The 16,381-nt window shown below is 71.1% G+C and carries 12 protein-coding genes; 9 read left to right on the top strand and 3 right to left on the bottom strand.

Going from position 1 to position 16,381, the window contains the following annotated elements:
- Positions 1-8 precede the first annotated feature (8 nt).
- Positions 9-3,968, bottom strand: coding sequence for a type VII secretion protein EccCa (gene eccCa, locus ACIBAI_RS20265; protein WP_399036070.1), 3,960 nt, complete (start codon positions 3,966-3,968; stop codon positions 9-11).
- A 164-nt stretch (positions 3,969-4,132) separates the two neighbouring features.
- Between eccCa and eccD the strand changes: the two genes are divergently transcribed.
- The 6 genes from eccD to ACIBAI_RS20235 all read left to right on the top strand — a co-directional run bounded on the left by eccD (position 4,133) and on the right by ACIBAI_RS20235 (position 11,255).
- Positions 4,133-5,602, top strand: a complete 1,470-nt coding sequence (gene eccD, locus ACIBAI_RS20260; RefSeq protein WP_399036068.1) for a type VII secretion integral membrane protein EccD — start codon at positions 4,133-4,135, stop codon at positions 5,600-5,602.
- Between the two features lie 193 nt (positions 5,603-5,795).
- Complete coding sequence (gene rpsO / locus ACIBAI_RS20255) at positions 5,796-6,083, top strand: 30S ribosomal protein S15 (protein WP_030619140.1); 288 nt, start codon at positions 5,796-5,798, stop codon at positions 6,081-6,083.
- Positions 6,084-6,409: 326 nt separating this feature from the next.
- A complete protein-coding gene (locus ACIBAI_RS20250) occupies positions 6,410-8,644 on the top strand; it encodes a polyribonucleotide nucleotidyltransferase (protein WP_399036066.1) in 2,235 nt (744 codons plus the stop codon).
- Positions 8,641-10,020, top strand: a complete 1,380-nt coding sequence (locus ACIBAI_RS20245) for a M16 family metallopeptidase (protein ID WP_399036063.1) — start codon at positions 8,641-8,643, stop codon at positions 10,018-10,020. Before ACIBAI_RS20250 ends, ACIBAI_RS20245 begins: the two co-directional genes overlap by 4 nt.
- Positions 10,021-10,045: 25 nt before the next feature.
- Complete coding sequence (gene dapB / locus ACIBAI_RS20240; RefSeq protein WP_399036061.1) at positions 10,046-10,798, top strand: 4-hydroxy-tetrahydrodipicolinate reductase; 753 nt, start codon at positions 10,046-10,048, stop codon at positions 10,796-10,798.
- 13 nt (positions 10,799-10,811) lie between these two features.
- Complete coding sequence (locus ACIBAI_RS20235; RefSeq protein WP_399036059.1) at positions 10,812-11,255, top strand: hypothetical protein; 444 nt, start codon at positions 10,812-10,814, stop codon at positions 11,253-11,255.
- Positions 11,256-11,316: 61 nt separating this feature from the next.
- On the opposite strand, the gene ACIBAI_RS20230 is transcribed toward ACIBAI_RS20235, so the two are convergent.
- Positions 11,317-11,871 carry a hypothetical protein gene (locus ACIBAI_RS20230; protein ID WP_399036056.1) on the bottom strand — a complete coding sequence of 185 codons (555 nt, stop codon included), beginning with the start codon at positions 11,869-11,871 and terminating at the stop codon, positions 11,317-11,319.
- A 111-nt stretch (positions 11,872-11,982) separates the two neighbouring features.
- Positions 11,983-12,222, bottom strand: coding sequence for a hypothetical protein (locus ACIBAI_RS20225; RefSeq protein ID WP_399036054.1), 240 nt, complete (start codon positions 12,220-12,222; stop codon positions 11,983-11,985).
- 213 nt (positions 12,223-12,435) lie between these two features.
- Here ACIBAI_RS20225 and thyX point away from each other — a divergent pair, with 213 nt between their 5' ends.
- The 3 genes from thyX to ACIBAI_RS20210 all read left to right on the top strand — a co-directional run bounded on the left by thyX (position 12,436) and on the right by ACIBAI_RS20210 (position 16,125).
- On the top strand, positions 12,436-13,176 hold the full coding sequence (gene thyX, locus ACIBAI_RS20220) for an FAD-dependent thymidylate synthase (protein ID WP_344608387.1): 741 nt from the start codon (positions 12,436-12,438) through the stop codon (positions 13,174-13,176).
- Positions 13,177-13,386: 210 nt separating this feature from the next.
- A complete protein-coding gene (gene dapA, locus ACIBAI_RS20215; protein ID WP_399036052.1) occupies positions 13,387-14,286 on the top strand; it encodes a 4-hydroxy-tetrahydrodipicolinate synthase in 900 nt (299 codons plus the stop codon).
- A 153-nt stretch (positions 14,287-14,439) separates the two neighbouring features.
- Positions 14,440-16,125: a ribonuclease J gene (locus tag ACIBAI_RS20210; RefSeq protein WP_399036050.1), complete on the top strand. Its 1,686-nt coding sequence runs from the start codon at positions 14,440-14,442 to the stop codon at positions 16,123-16,125.
- Positions 16,126-16,381: the final 256 nt, after the last annotated feature.

Raw genomic sequence — 16,381 nt, 5'->3', positions numbered from 1 at the left:
CGATCACCTTAGTGTCGTTGCGGAAGCAAGCCCACCTGAATCAGCGGCGTACCGCGCTTCCTTGATACGAACACGCCACGTCCCGGCGGCATCGGGCGGGCCCGGACGCTGCCGAGGATGTCGCCCTCGGTCGGATCGCCCGACAGCACCACGCCCTGGGCGCCGAGTTCCTTCAGCCGCTGCATGAACGACTCGTACATGGCGCGGGACGCGCCGGCCGAGCTGCGCGCGATGATGAACTTCACGCCCACGTCGCGCGCGAACGGCAGGTGTTCCACGAGCTGCGACAGCGGATTGCCGGAGCCGGTGGCGACCAGCTCGTAGTCGTCGACGATGACGAACAGCTGCGGGCCGTTCCACCAGCTGCGGTCGCGCAGCTGCTGCGGAGTGATGTCCGGCTTGGGCGCGCGCATCTCCATGAACTGGCGCACGGCGTCCATGTGCACCTGCATCGCCGACGCCATGGGCGCGTACTCCAGCAGGTGCTGCTCCGGCACCGCCTCCAGCATGGTGCGCCGGTAGTCGCCGACCACGATGCGGGCCTCGGCGGGGGTGTAGCGCTCGGCGATCTGCTTCGCGATCAGGCGCAGCAGGTTGGTCTTGCCGGACTCGCTCTCGCCGAGGACGAGGAGGAACGGGTCGGTGTCGAAGTCGATGAAGACCGGCTCCAGGTTCGCCTCGTCGATGCCGATCGCGATGCCGTGCTGCGGGAACTCGAAGCCCTTGGGCAGCTGGTCGGCCGGCAGCTTGCGGGGGAGCAGGCGCACGGCCGGGGCGGGAGGCCCCTGCCAGCGGTCCTTCACCGCCTGCACGAGCTGTGCCGTGGCATCGGACAGGCTCTCGGCGTCGGAGGACGAGTCGATCCGCGGCATCGCCGTCATGAAGTGCAGCTTCTGGGGGACCTGGCCGCGGCCCGGCACCCCGGTCGGCACGTTCACGGCGACCTTGCGGTCGAACTCGGAGTCCATGGCGTCGCCCAGCCGCAGCTCCAGCCGGCCGAGGATCTGGTCCTTGAGGGCCGCTCGTACCTCCATGTACCGCGATGCGGTGAGGACCACGTGGATGCCGTAGCCCAGGCCCCGGCCGGCGATGTCGTTGACGACGCCCTCGAGGCCCTCGTAGTCGTTGCGGAAGCCGCCCCAGCCGTCGATGACCAGGAAGACGTCTCCCCAGGCCTCGCCCGGCAGGTCGCCCGCCGCGCGCCGTCGGCGGTAGGTGGCGACGGAGTCGATGCCGTGGGCGCGGAAGAACTGCTCGCGGCGGTTGAGGATGCCGGCGACCTCCGCGACCGTGCGCCGGACGCGCTCCGGGTCCAGCCGGGAGGCGACACCGCCCACGTGCGGCAGGTCGGCCACCGCGGCCAGGCCGCCGCCGCCGAAGTCCAGGCAGTAGAACTGCACTTCGTGCGGGGTGTGGGTCAGCGCGAAGGAGGCCACCAGCGTGCGCAGGAGGGTCGACTTGCCCGACTGCGGGCCGCCGACCACCATCATGTGGCCCGCGGCGGCCGAGAAGTCCTGGTACAGGATCTCCCGCTTCTGCTCGAAGGGCTTGTCGATCAGGCCGAGCGGAACCGTCAGACCGCCCGGCCGGGAGTACTCCGGCGGGTGGAGTCCGCGCTGGGGGGAGACGGCCAGGGCGGGCAGCAGCTCGTCCAGCGTCGGTGCCCGGTCCAGCGGCGGAAGCCACACCTGGTGCGCCGGCACGCCCTGCCCCTCCAGCCGCTGCACGATGACGTCCAGCACGGTGTCGGCCAGCGCGTCGTCCTCCGGCCGGTCGGGGGTCCGTGGCTGCTCCGGGTCGGGCGCCGCGTACACCACGGGCACCGGGGCCGCGGTGAACAGCGCCGGCCGGCGCTCGACGGGCGTCCTGCCGCGGTCGATCTCCGGTCCGCCCGCCCGGTAGGGCCCCGACACGTACGCCGCCTTGAAGCGCACCATCTCGTCCGTGCCGAACTTCAGATAGCCCGAGCCGGGGACGGACGGCAGGTGGTACGCGTCCGGCACGCCGAGCGCCGCCCGCGACTCGGCCGCGGAGAACGTCCGCAGGCCGATCCGGTACGACAGGTAGGTGTCCAGCCCGCGCAGCCGGCCCTCCTCCAGCCGCTGCGAGGCGAGCAGCAGGTGCACGCCCAGCGACCGGCCGATGCGCCCGATCTGGATGAACATGTCGATGAAGTCGGGCTTGGCGGTGAGGAGTTCGCTGAACTCGTCGATCACCAGGACCAGGGAGGCCAGCGGTTCCAGGGGGGCGCCGGCGGCTCGCGCCTTCTCGTAGTCGTGGATGTTGGCGTAGTTGCCGGCCGCGCGCAGCAGCTCCTGGCGGCGCTGCAGCTCGCCGCGGATCGCGTCGCCCATGCGGTCCACGAGCGTCAGGTCGTCGGCGAGGTTGGTGATCACGGCGGCGACGTGGGGCATCTGGGACATGCCGGCGAAGGTCGCGCCGCCCTTGAAGTCCGCCAGGACGAAGTTGAGCGTCTCGGACGAGTGCGTGACCGCCAGGCCGAGCACCAGCGTGCGCAGCAGCTCCGACTTGCCGGAGCCGGTCGCCCCGACGCACAGGCCGTGCGGGCCCATGCCGTCCTGGGCGGCCTCCTTCAGGTCCAGCATCACGGGCTGGCCGTTCTCCCCGACGCCGATCGGCACCCGCAGCCGCTCCGGCGTGGACCGCGGCCGCCAGGTGCGCCTGACGTCCACGGACGCCGCGTCGCCCAGACCGAGCAGGTCGGTGAAGTCCAGGTTGGCCAGCAGCGGTTCGTCGTCGTCACCGCCGCCCATGCGCAGCGGCGCCAGCTGCCTCGCCAGCGCCTCCGCGGCGGGCAGGGAGATCCCGTCGGGCACACCCTCGTAGGCGACCCCGCTCCCGGAGTCCAGCCACAGCCGGTCCGGACGCACGACGACGGAGAGGTCGCCGCGCGGCTGGTCCAGGTCACCGGAGACGACCTCGACGACGGTCACGCCCTGCAGGCCCTCCGCGGCCGCGAAGGCCGAGGTCGGGGGAACCATCCCGCCGTCGAGGACCACCAGGACGTGCGGCTGGTCCAGCAGCGGCTGACCGTCGCGGCTGAACCGCGGCCGGCCGTCCAGCCGGCCGGCCAGCAGCTGCTCCAGCTCACCGAGGTCGTCCCCGAACAGGCGGCGCGTGCCGGCCCCGTCGAGCCGGCCCGGCACCTGGCAGTGCGGAAGCCACTTCGTCCAGTCCCACCGGCTCACCGCGCCCGGCGCCGCCACCACGGCCAGCACCAGGTCGTCGGGGGAGTGCAGCGTGACGGCCTGGGCGACCAGGGCCCGGGCCGACGCCTGGGCGCTGTCCGGATCGCCGGAGACCGTCACGTGGTAGAAGGCGCGCAGCGACACCGCGACCGGCAGGCCGTCCAACTGCCCGTGCACGGACAGGAAGCGCTGCATGGCGCCGGCGCACAGCGGCTCCAGTTCGTCCACCGGGGCGGTGTGCGGGGCGACGAGCGGGGTGGCCAGCTGCTGCGGGCCCAGCCCCACCCGCACCTGCCCGAAGTCGCTGTCCCCGACGCGCCTCTCCCACACCCGGCTGCCCTCCGCGACCACCGCCCACAGCTGTTCCGGGGCGGGGTGCAGGTACAGCTGGGCGTCGCGCTGGCGCAGCGCCGTCCGGCGCACCGTGCGGCGCGTCTGCGCCAGGTACCGGAGGTAGTCGCGGCGCACATCGGCCATTTGCCCCTGCGTACCCCGGCGGTAGCGGACGATCTGCGCGATCACCATCGCGGCCGTCGACACCAGCATCACCACGCCCATGATCCGCATGAACGGATGGGCGTTGGGGGACGCGAAGTAGAACACCACCGACGAGCCCATGCCGAGGGTCGGCAGGACCTGCATCAGGATGCCCTCCTGCTGCCCGCGCGGCAGTTCGGGAGGAGCCTCCAATTGGAGTTCGTCCGAGGGCACTTCGGGTGGCAGCGCACGCGGCGGGCGCTTGATGACGATATGGCTCACCGGAGCATCAATCCCCCTGTACGGACGATCGGTTGCGCACCGGCACCCCCGTGGTGACGGTCGTCCTCCGCTTCCTGGTGATCCTACGTGTCATCACCGACGGCGCTTGTCGGTAGGGTGGCGCCCCGCAGCGTACGCATCCGCGAAGCAGGGGGTCAGTGAAGGTGAGTACGACCACGGCGACCGGGTTCTGCCGAGTCACTGTCGTGGCGCCCGACAGCCGTATCGACGTGGCGCTCCCGGTGGACATCCCCGTGGCCGACGTCTATCCGGAGATCCTGCGGCTGACGGGGCAGACCCAGCCGGTCGGCAGCCCCACGGGGTACCACCTGGTGCGCCGTGACGGCCGGGTCCTCGACGGCGCCCGCACGCTCGCCGACGAGCGGGTCCTGGACGGCGAGGTGCTCGGCCTGCGCCCGTTCGCGGAGTCCCTGCCGCCCGCCGTCCACGACGACGTGTCGGACGCGGTCGCCTCCGCGGTCGTGCGCGACCGGCACCTGTGGAGCGACGACCTGTTGCGCGTGGCGGGGCTGACCGCGGGCGCCCTGCTTCTGCTGCTGCTCGGATTCGTCCTGTGGTTCGCCGATCCGGTGCGCCACGACATGCACGGCCTGCCGGGCGTCGTCGCGGGCGGCCTGGGCGTGCTGCTGACCGCCTTCGCCGGCGTGCGCGCACGGGTCTACGGCGACCGGGGCTCGGCCGTCGCCCTCGGGTTGGGGGCGCTGCCGCTGCTGCTGATCGCGGGGTCCGGGATCGTCGCCCCCGCGGCCGGGCAGGGGCCGGGCAAGCTGCAGTTCATGCTGGGCTGCGTGGCCGTCCTGGTGGCCTCGGTGGCCCTGGTCGCGTGCGCTCCCGGCGCGGACGCGCCCTTCGTGGCGGCCACCTTCCTGGCGGCGGTGGGCACCCTGGCCGCCTTCGTGGCGATCGCCGCCGAGGCGTCCGCCACCGCCGCCGCGGCGGTGTGCGCCCCCTGCGCGATCGGCGCGGTCGCCTTCCTCCCGGGCCTGTCCGCGCGCTTCGCCCGGCTGCCCATCGGCTACGCGTCCCCGCGTTCCGCCGCCCACGACGACCTCGACCCGGACCCCGCGCACGGCCCCGACACCGAGGCCCTCGACGCCGAGCGCATCGCCGCCCAGGCCAGGCGCGGCCACGAGATGCTGCTGGGCCTGGTGGGCGGCACCGCGGCCGTCGTCGTGGGGTCCGCGGCCGTCCTCGGTTTCTCGGACAACCTCTGGGGGCAGCTCCTGGCCCTGGCCACCGGTCTGTCCATGTTGATCCGCGCCCGTCTGTTCCGCTACACGTCCCAGGTGGTCTGCACCCTCGTCGCGGGCATCGGCGCCGTCGCCTTGCTGCTGCTCGGCCTGGCGCTGAACCCGCCGGCCGAGGCCCTGACCGAGTTCGTCCTGCACGGCGACCGGGGAGCGCTCGACACGCGCACGATCTGGCTGACGGCGGCGGTCTCGGCCGGCGCCGCCCTGGTCACCGCGGTCGGTCTGATCGTCCCCCGCAAGGGGCTGTCCCCCTTCTGGGGCCGCTTCCTCGACCTCGCCGAGTCGGCCGTCCTGCTCACCCTGGTCCCGCTGTGCCTCGCCGCGCTGGGCGTCCTGACCACCGTGCGCTCCCTGACGGGCTGACCCGCAGCGGGCCTCGGACGATCGCGTCCGGCCGGGCTGGTACCCTGAGTGACGGCCGTTCGTGTACGCACCCCCGGAGCCCTTTGCTCTGGAGGCCGCGCCCAGCGGATCCCCGCCTCCCGAGTTGTGGAAGTCCCCCCGCGAAGAAGACCGGGGGCACTCGGTGGCCACTCACAGACCATGAGGAGTACGCGTGTCGCTCGACGCCGCCACGAAGAAGCAGATCATCGCCGAGTTCGGTACCAAGGAGGGTGACACCGGCTCCCCCGAGGTCCAGGTCGCTCTGCTGTCCCGTCGGATCTCCGACCTGACCGAGCACCTCAAGACCCACAAGCACGACCACCACTCCCGCCGCGGCCTGCTGATCCTGGTCGGTCAGCGCCGCCGGCTGCTGCAGTACCTCGCCAAGAAGGACATCCAGCGTTTCCGTACGCTGGTCGACCGCCTCGGCATCCGCCGCGGTGCGGCGGGCGCCAAGTAAGACGCCGTGAAGGGAGCGGTTCCCAGGGATCGGGAGCCGCTCCCTTTGCTGTACGTGCGCACTGTCACTGCCTCTTTGTAGTGTGGTAGCACGATGCACTATGCATGACACAGCGTGATACGACCCGCCCATAGTGGGTACGGCGTCATCACGTAAGACGAACGAGGAGGAGCGCACCTCGCCGCCGCCGGTCCTCGGTAGTGGCCCCCGGGCGAGTGAACCCGGGTGCTTCGATCGAAGACCGGCCCGCACCAGACGGAGCGCTTCTCCGCCACCGTCCCCCTGCCACACGGGCAGCCAGGGACGAGGACGAGGAGAAAACGCTAGTGGAGAACGAGACCCACTACGCCGAGGCCGTCATCGACAACGGCGCCTTCGGCACCCGCACCATCCGTTTCGAGACGGGCCGCCTGGCCAAGCAGGCCGCCGGTTCCGCCGTGGCGTACCTGGACGACGACACCATGGTGCTGTCGGCCACCACCGCCTCCAAGCAGCCCAAGGACCAGCTCGACTTCTTCCCGCTGACGGTCGACGTCGAGGAGCGGATGTACGCCGCCGGCAAGATCCCCGGCAGCTTCTTCCGCCGCGAGGGCCGGCCGAGCGAGGACGCGATCCTCACCTGCCGCCTGATCGACCGCCCGCTGCGCCCGTCCTTCAAGAAGGGCCTGCGCAACGAGATCCAGGTCGTCGCCACGGTGATGGCCCTCAACCCCGACCACCTGTACGACGTCGTCGCGATCAACGCCGCGTCCGCGTCCACGCAGCTGGCCGGCCTGCCCTTCTCCGGCCCGATCGGCGGCGTCCGCGTCGCGCTGATCCGCGGCCAGTGGGTGGCCTTCCCGACGCACACCGAGCTCGAGGACGCCGTCTTCGACATGGTCGTCGCGGGCCGCGTCCTGGAGGACGGCGACGTCGCGATCATGATGGTCGAGGCCGAGGCCACCGAGAAGACGATCAAGCTGGTCGAGGGCGGGGCCGAGGCGCCCACCGAGGAGGTCGTCGCCGCCGGTCTGGAGGCCGCGAAGCCCTTCATCAAGGTGCTCTGCAAGGCCCAGTCGGACCTCGCGTCCAAGGCCGCCAAGCCGACCGCCGAGTTCCCGATCTTCCTGGACTACCAGGACGACGTCTTCGAGGCGCTGACCGCCGCCGTCCGGCCCGAGCTCGCCCAGGCCCTCACCATCGCCGGCAAGCAGGAGCGCGAGGCCGAGCTGGACCGCGTCAAGCAGCTCGCCGCCGAGAAGCTCCTGCCGGAGTTCGAGGGCCGCGAGAAGGAGATCTCCGCCGCGTACCGCGCGCTCACCAAGCAGCTGGTCCGCGAGCGCGTGATCAAGGAGAAGAAGCGCATCGACGGCCGCGGCGTCACGGACATCCGTACGCTCGCCGCCGAGGTCGAGGCCATTCCGCGGGTGCACGGCTCCGCGCTGTTCGAGCGTGGCGAGACCCAGATCCTGGGCGTCACCACCCTCAACATGCTCCGCATGGAGCAGCAGCTGGACACCCTCTCGCCGGTGACCCGCAAGCGCTACATGCACAACTACAACTTCCCGCCGTACTCCACCGGCGAGACCGGCCGCGTCGGCTCCCCGAAGCGCCGCGAGATCGGCCACGGCGCCCTCGCCGAGCGCGCCCTGATCCCGGTCCTGCCGTCGCGCGAGGAGTTCCCGTACGCGATCCGTCAGGTCTCCGAGGCCCTCGGCTCCAACGGCTCGACGTCCATGGGCTCGGTCTGCGCCTCCACCATGTCGCTGCTGAACGCCGGTGTGCCGCTGAAGGCCCCGGTCGCCGGCATCGCCATGGGCCTGATCTCCCAGGAGATCGACGGCGAGACGCACTACGTCACGCTGACCGACATCCTCGGCGCCGAGGACGCCTTCGGCGACATGGACTTCAAGGTCGCCGGCACCAAGGACTTCGTGACCGCCCTCCAGCTCGACACCAAGCTGGACGGCATCCCGGCCTCCGTCCTGGCCGCCGCGCTGAAGCAGGCCCGCGACGCCCGCCTGCACATCCTCGACGTGATGATGGAGGCCATCGACCGGCCCGACGAGATGTCCCCGCACGCTCCGCGGATCATCACCGTCAAGATCCCGGTCGACAAGATCGGCGAGGTCATCGGCCCCAAGGGCAAGATGATCAACCAGATCCAGGAGGACACGGGCGCCGAGATCACCATCGAGGACGACGGCACGATCTACATCGGCGCCGCCGACGGCCCCTCGGCGGAGGCCGCCCGTACGGCGATCAACTCCATCGCCAACCCGACCATGCCCGAGGTCGGCGAGCGCTACCTCGGCACGGTCGTCAAGACGACCACCTTCGGCGCGTTCGTCTCCCTGCTGCCCGGCAAGGACGGTCTGCTGCACATCTCGCAGATCCGCAAGCTGGCCGGCGGCAAGCGCGTGGAGAACGTCGAGGACGTGCTCGGTGTGGGCCAGAAGGTCCAGGTCGAGATCGCCGAGATCGACTCCCGCGGCAAGCTCTCCCTCATTCCGGTGGTCGAGGGCGAGGAAACCGCGTCCGACAGCGGCTCCGACATCAAGAAGGACGACGCCGACCAGTGACGTCCCGCGGCTCCAAGGCGACGGCCCGCACCTCCTCGGGGGCGCGGGCCGTCGCCCGTACCCAAACCCTCATCGAGGGCACCGGCGGCATCGGCACGGTCCGCAAGACCACCCTCCCGGGCGGTCTGCGGATCGTCACCGAGACGCTGCCCTCGGTCCGCTCCGCCACCTTCGGCATCTGGGCGCACGTCGGCTCCCGCGACGAGACGCCGTCCCTGAACGGCGCCACGCACTACCTGGAGCACCTGCTCTTCAAGGGCACGTCGCGCCGGAGCGCGCTGGACATCTCCTCCGCCATCGACGCGGTCGGCGGCGAGATGAACGCGTTCACGGCCAAGGAGTACACGTGCTACTACGCGCGCGTGCTCGACACCGACCTGCCCCTGGCCATCGACGTCGTCTGCGACATGCTGACGGGCTCCCTCATCCTCGAGGAGGACGTCGACGTCGAGCGCGGCGCGATCCTCGAGGAGATCGCGATGACCGAGGACGACCCGGGCGACTGCGTGCACGACCTGTTCGCGCACACGATGTTCGGCGACCACCCCCTCGGCCGCCCGGTCCTCGGCACGGTCGACACGGTCAACGCCCTCACCGCCGACCGCATCCGCCGCTTCTACAAGAAGCACTACGACCCCACCCACCTGGTGGTCGCGTGCGCCGGCAACATCGACCACACCAAGGTCGTACGGCAGGTCCGCGCCGCCTTCGAGAAGGCCGGCGCCCTGAAGAACCCGGGCGCCGCCCCCGTCGCCCCGCGCGGCGGCAGCCGCACCGTCCGCACCGCGGGCCGGGTCGAGCTGATCGGCCGCAAGACCGAGCAGGCGCACGTCGTCCTCGGCATGCCGGGCCTGTCCCGCACGGACGAGCGCCGCTGGGCCCTCGGCGTGCTCAACACGGCCCTCGGCGGCGGGATGTCGTCCAGGCTCTTCCAGGAGGTCCGCGAGAAGCGCGGCCTGGCCTACAGCGTGTACTCGTACACCTCCGGCTTCGCCGACTGCGGCCTGTTCGGCGTGTACGCGGGCTGCCGTCCCAGCCAGGTGCACGACGTGCTGAAGATCTGCCGCGACGAACTCGACCACGTCGCCGAGCACGGCCTGTCCGACGACGAGATCGGCCGTGCCATCGGCCAGCTCCAGGGCTCCACGGTCCTCGGCCTGGAGGACACCGGCGCGCTGATGAACCGCATCGGCAAGAGCGAGCTGTGCTGGGGCGAGCAGATGTCCGTCGACGACATGCTGGCCCGGATAGCCTCGGTCACCCCGGACGACGTCCGCTCCGTCGCCCGCGACGTCCTCGGCCGGCGGCCCTCCCTGTCGGTCATCGGCCCGCTGAAGGACAAGCAGGCGGCCCGGCTGCACGACGCCGTCGCCTAACCCCTCCGGTAAGGAAGCACAAGAGATGAGCAAGCTGCGCGTGGCGGTCCTCGGCGCCAGGGGCCGGATCGGCTCGGAAGCCGTACGGGCCGTCGAGGCCGCCGAGGACATGGAACTCGTCGCCGCCCTCGGCCGGGGCGACAAGCTGGAGACGCTGGCCGAGGCCGGCGCCCAGGTCGCCGTCGAGCTGACCACCCCCGCCTCGGTCATGGGCAACCTCGACTTCTGCGTACGCCACGGCATCCACGCGGTCGTCGGCACGACGGGCTGGACCGACGAGCGCCTCGCGCAGCTGAAGGGCTGGCTCGGCCGGTCCCCGCAGACCGGCGTGCTCATCGCGCCGAACTTCTCCATCGGGGCCGTGCTCACCATGAAGTTCGCGCAGATCGCCGCGCCCTGGTTCGAGTCCGTCGAGGTCGTCGAGCTGCACCACCCGAACAAGGTGGACGCCCCCAGCGGCACCGCCACGCGCACCGCCCAGCTCATCGCCGAGGCCCGTCGCCGGGCCGGCTCCGCCCCCGCCCCGGACGCCACGGTCACCGCCCTGGACGGCGCCCGCGGCGCGGACGTCGACGGCGTCCCCGTGCACGCGGTGCGTCTGCGCGGCCTGCTCGCCCACCAGGAGGTGCTGCTCGGCGGCGAGGGCGAGACCCTCACCGTCCGGCACGACTCCCTGCACCACAGCAGCTTCATGCCGGGCATCCTGCTGGGCGTGCGCCGGATCGTGACAACCCCCGGCCTCACCTTCGGCCTGGAACACTTCCTGGACCTGAACTGAGCCCCTGACCCCCATGCGCGCGAAGATCTCCTACGCCGTCACGGCCGCCGTCCTGGTCGTCTACTTCGTCCTGGTCGGCAGCCGCGGCGTGCTGCTCATCGAGACCGGTACGCCCCTCACCGTCGCCTTCGGCGTCGCGGTGCTGATCCTGCCGGTGATCGGCCTGTGGTTCCTGTGGAAGAACACCCAGTTCGTCCGCAAGGCCAACCGGCTCGCCGCCGAGCTGGACGCCGAGGGCGGCCTGCCCGTCGACGAGCTGAAGCGCACCCCCAGCGGCCGTATCGACCGCGACTCGGCCGACGAGGTCTTCGCCCGGCGCAAGGCCGAGACGGAGGCGGCGCCCGACGACTGGCGCAGCTGGTTCCGGCTCGCCGTCGCCTACCACGACGCCCGTGACACCCCGCGCGCCCGCAAGGCCATGCAGCGGGCGATCGCCCTGCACGACGCCTCGCGGTGACCTCTTCGCGCGAGCGGGCGGGGCCCGGTCCACGCACGGACCGGGCCCCGCCCGCCGGTGCTCAGGGCCGTCCGTACTCCTCGGCCCACGCCCGCACCGCGTCGGCGGCCCGGTCGAACGCCTCCGTTCGTGCCAGGAAATCCGCGTTGTGCGTGGTCAGCAGCGGTGGTACGGCGCCCGCGGCCCGACCCCGCCGGTCCAGGTGCAGGGCCTGTCCCTGCACCGAGCGCGGCAGCCCGAGCCAGCGCACCGGCTGCTGCACCGTCCGCACGCCGGCCACCTGGCCCCAGGGCGTCGTGCGCGTCGTGAGGAAGCCCGTGCGCCGCAGCCCCCGCGCGCTCACCCACACGCCCGCGCGCAGCAGCCGCAGGGCGACGGCGATGACGGCCAGCGCGATGCCGAGGATCACGCCGCCCTCGGACGGCGTGCCCGTCGCCGCGATGAGCGCCGCCGCGACCAGCACGAACGAGGCGAGCAGCAGCAACAGCGCCGCCACGCCCACCCGCCACGGCCCCGGACGGTAGGGCCGCCGCCAGCGATCGCGGTCGTCGTACGGCAGCGCGACGTCGTCCACCGCGTCGAAGGCGCGGTCGGCCGTCAGGAAGGGCAGGGGCACGGCTGGTCCTCACTCGCTCCATGCGTGGGCTGTGCCCGGTGAGGCTACCGACCTGTGTCCCCGGTCACCACCCTAGGGGGGCCGGATGGCGTCAGCGGGGGCCCTGCGGGTTCAGCGCCCGTCGGAGGCCTGGGACTGCTGCGTCTGCGGGGAGGAGGGGTCGAGCGACAGCGCCGGCATGCCGAGCACCAACGACCCCGCGAGCGCGGCGACGATCGTCAGTCCCAGCAGCCAGCGCCCGGCCAGCTGGCCGAGGGACGCCCGCTCGCGGGGCGGGGGAGCGACATTGCTGCGGAACCTGTCGGCTTCGGCGAGGAAGGCGAACGGGACGGGTTCGCGCCGGCGGGACATCAGGGTGCGTCTCCTTCCGGGACTCGAACTGATCACTGTCGTCAGCACAGACGATCGGGCGCCCCGAAAGGTGCCCGCTTTCCGCGAATTCGCAGAACTTCGCCGCCCTATGTCGTGGCCCGGCACCGAACGCCCGGTGTCGGCGCCGGGCCGTAGAGTGTTCGCCGCCCGGAAGAAGTGCCCGGAAGAAGTGATGGAAGGACCGTTCCCGTCGTGACCGACACCCCCGCCGACGACCTCAAGCCCAGCTTCCGCAGCGACGTCACCGTCGAGCTGGTCAAGCACACCGCGTCCGACGCGGACGTGCTGTTCGCCGCCCGCGTCTCGACGATCGGCGAGCAGTCCCTGGACGAACTGGACAAGGACCCCGAGCGTTCCAAGGGCCTGATCAACTACCTGATGCGGGACCGGCACGGCAGCCCCTTCGAGCACAACTCGATGACCTTCTTCATCAGCGCCCCGATCTTCGTCTTCCGCGAGTTCATGCGGCACCGCGTGGGCTGGTCGTACAACGAGGAGTCGGGCCGCTACCGCGAGCTGCAGCCGGTCTTCTACGTCCCCGACGAGTCCCGCAAGCTGGTCCAGGAGGGCCGCCCGGGCAAGTACAGGTTCGTCGAGGGCACCCGGGCCCAGCAGGAGCTGGTCGGCCGCGTCATGGAGGACTCCTACCGGCAGTCGTACGAGGCCTACCAGGAGATGCTCGCCGCCGGCGTCGCCCGCGAGGTGGCCCGCTCGGTCCTCCCCGTCGGCCTCTACTCCTCGATGTACGCCACCTGCAACGCCCGCTCGCTGATGCACTTCCTCGGCCTGCGCACCCGGCACGAGCTGGCGAAGGTCCCCTCCTTCCCGCAGCGGGAGATCGAGATGGTCGGCGAGAAGATGGAGGCCGAGTGGGCCAGGCTCATGCCGCTCACCCACGCGGCCTTCAACGCGAACGGCCGCGTGGCGCCGTGACGCACCCCTGTTCCCCCGCTGGGCGCGGAGGGGCGGATCAACCTCGCGAAGTGTCCGTATTGCGGCATTTGGAGAAGTTCATCTAGCCTGATCAAACGGGTCCGGCACTGCTTGAACCCCCGAGCAGGCAGTGCCGGGCTCCCCCTGTGTCACGACTGGTCGCCCGCCCCGAGGGCAGACCCCACCCTGAGCAGCGAGTAGCGTGTAACCATGGCTCCGACCTCCACTCCGCAGACCCCCTTCGGGAGGGTCCTCACCGCCATGGTCACGCCCTTCACGGCGGACGGCGCACTCGACCTCGACGGCGCGCAGCGGCTCGCCGCGCACCTGGTGGACGCAGGCAACGACGGCCTGGTCGTCAACGGCACCACCGGCGAGTCCCCCACCACCACCGACGCGGAGAAATCGGATCTCGTACGAGCGGTCCTGGAGGCGGTCGGCGACCGCGCCCACGTCGTGGCCGGCGTCGGCACCAACGACACCCACCACAGCGTCGAGCTCGCCCGCGCCGCGGAGAAGGCCGGCGCGCACGGTCTCCTGGTGGTCACCCCCTACTACAACAAGCCCCCGCAGGAGGGCCTCTACCAGCACTTCAAGGCCGTCGCCGACGCCACCGAGCTGCCGGTCATGCTCTACGACATCCCCGGCCGCAGCGGCGTCCCGATCACCACGGAGACGATCGTCCGCCTCGCCGAGCACCCGCGGATCGTCGCCAACAAGGACGCCAAGGGCGACCTCGGCCGAGCCAGCTGGGCCATCGTCCGCTCCGGCCTCGCCTGGTACTCCGGCGACGACATGCTGAACCTGCCCCTGCTCTCGGTGGGCGCGGTCGGCTTCGTCTCGGTCGTCGGCCATGTCGTCACCCCCGAGCTGCGCGCCCTGGCCGAGGCGTACACCGCGGGCGAGGTCCAGAAGGCCACCGAGATCCACCAGAGGCTGCTGCCGGTCTACACGGGTATGTTCCGCACCCAGGGCGTGATGACCGCGAAGGCGGCGCTCGCCCTGAAGGGCCTGCCCGCCGGCCCGCTGCGCGCCCCCATGGTGCAGTGCACGCCGGAAGAGATCGAGCAGCTCAAGCTCGATCTCGCCGCCGGCGGGGTACAGCTCTGACAACAGACTTCGCGCGACTGCTCGCGCACGCAGGCTCCACAACTGAATAGGCAGGCCACCGGTGCCTGCACCCATCCGACAACTGCTTCTGCACGAACGTCATGCGCGCCACGTGCCCTACCGGTACGTGGCGTGTGTGGTGAGGAGAGTCTTTTGAGTCATCCGCATCCTGAACTCGGCCCGCCGCCGCCCCTCCCCGAGGGCGGCCTGCGGATCACCCCGCTCGGTGGCCTCGGCGAGATCGGCCGGAACATGACGGTCTTCGAGTACGGCGGCCGCCTGCTGATCGTCGACTGCGGAGTGCTCTTCCCCGAGGAGGAGCAGCCCGGAATCGACCTGATCCTGCCGGACTTCTCGTCCATCCGGGACCGCCTCGACGACATCGAGGGCATCGTCCTCACCCATGGCCACGAGGACCACATCGGCGGCGTCCCCTACCTCCTCCGGGAGAAGGCGGACATCCCGCTGATCGGCTCCAAGCTGACCCTCGCCCTCATCGAGGCCAAGCTCCAGGAGCACCGCATCCGCCCCTACACCCTGGAGGTGGCGGAGGGGGACCGCGAGCGCATCGGCCCCTTCGACTGCGAGTTCGTCGCGGTCAACCACTCCATCCCCGACGCGCTGGCCGTGGCCGTCCGCACCCCCGCGGGCATGGTGGTCCACACCGGCGACTTCAAGATGGACCAGCTCCCGCTGGACAACCGCCTCACGGACCTCCACGCGTTCGCGCGCCTGAGCGAGGAAGGCATCGACCTCCTCCTCTCCGACTCCACGAACGCCGAGGTCCCCGGCTTCACGCCGCACGAGCGGGACATCTCCAACGTCCTGCGCCAGGTCTTCGCCGGCGCCCGCAAGCGGATCATCGTGGCGAGCTTCGCCAGCCACGTCCACCGCATCCAGCAGATCCTGGACACGGCGCACGAGTACGGTCGCCGGGTCGCCTTCGTCGGCCGCTCCATGGTCCGCAACATGGGCATCGCCAGGGACCTGGGCTACCTGAAGGTCCCGCCGGGCCTGGTGGTGGACGTCAAGGCGCTCGACGACCTGCCCGACAGCGAAGTGGTCCTGGTCTGCACGGGCTCCCAGGGCGAACCGATGGCAGCCCTGTCCCGCATGGCCAACAGGGACCACCAGATCCGCATCGTCGAGGGCGACACGGTGATCCTGGCGTCGTCCCTCATCCCGGGCAACGAGAACGCGGTCTACCGCGTGATCAACGGTCTGACCCGCTGGGGCGCGAACGTGGTCCACAAGGGCAACGCCAAGGTCCACGTCTCGGGCCACGCCTCGGCCGGCGAGCTGCTGTACTTCTACAACATCTGCCGCCCGAAGAACCTGATGCCGGTCCACGGCGAGTGGCGCCACCTGCGTGCCAACGCCGAGCTGGGTGCCCTCACCGGTGTCCCGCACGACCGCATCGTCATCGCCGAGGACGGCGTCGCCGTCGACCTCGTCGAGGGCAAGGCGAAGATCTCCGGCAAGGTCCAGGCGGGATACGTGTACGTCGACGGCCTCTCGGTCGGCGACGTGGGCGAGCCGGCGCTGAAGGATCGCAAGATCCTCGGCGACGAGGGAATCATCTCGGTCTTCGTCGTCATCGACTCGTCCACCGGCAAGATCACGGGCGGGCCGCACATCCAGGCCCGCGGCTCGGGCATCGAGGACTCGGCCTTCGGCGAGGTGGTTCCCAAGATCACGGAATCCCTCGAACGTTCGGCCCAGGAGGGCATCGTCGAGCCCCACCAGCTCCAGCAGCTGGTGCGCAGGACCCTGGGCAAGTGGGTCTCGGACACGTACCGACGCAGGCCGATGATCCTCCCTGTGGTCGTGGAGGTCTGACGGGTCCGTCGGACCCCACGCCGCGTGAACCTGGAGCGGGGCGTCGCGATTTGCATCGGGGCGCCCCGCTCCAGTACGTTTACAACTCCTCCCGGACGGGCACCCGACCACCTCGTGCGTCGGAACGGCTCCCGGAGGGAGGGAAATTCCGACTCAGAATCTCTGATAAAGTCGGAACCGCCGGAAAGGGAAACGCGGAAGCGGGAACCGGGAAGGCGCCGAGGAAATCGGATCGGAAAAGGATCTGATAGAGTCG

Origin of the sequence: Streptomyces sp. NPDC051041 (assembly GCF_044456065.1) — a bacterium.
GTDB lineage: Bacteria > Actinomycetota > Actinomycetes > Streptomycetales > Streptomycetaceae > Streptomyces > Streptomyces glaucus.
Note: the sequence above shows the minus strand (reverse complement) of the source record. Positions and strands in the feature narration are given on the sequence as shown.

What these genes read in the sequence shown, in the direction of transcription:
- dapB (WP_399036061.1), top strand. Translation starts at nt 10,046, where the DNA reads ATGAGCAAGCTGCGCGTGGCGGTCCTCGGCGCCAGGGGCCGGATCGGC.
- ACIBAI_RS20235 (WP_399036059.1), top strand. Translation starts at nt 10,812, where the DNA reads ATGCGCGCGAAGATCTCCTACGCCGTCACGGCCGCCGTCCTGGTCGTC.
- ACIBAI_RS20225 (WP_399036054.1), bottom strand. Translation starts at nt 12,222, where the DNA reads ATGTCCCGCCGGCGCGAACCCGTCCCGTTCGCCTTCCTCGCCGAAGCC.
- dapA (WP_399036052.1), top strand. Translation starts at nt 13,387, where the DNA reads ATGGCTCCGACCTCCACTCCGCAGACCCCCTTCGGGAGGGTCCTCACC.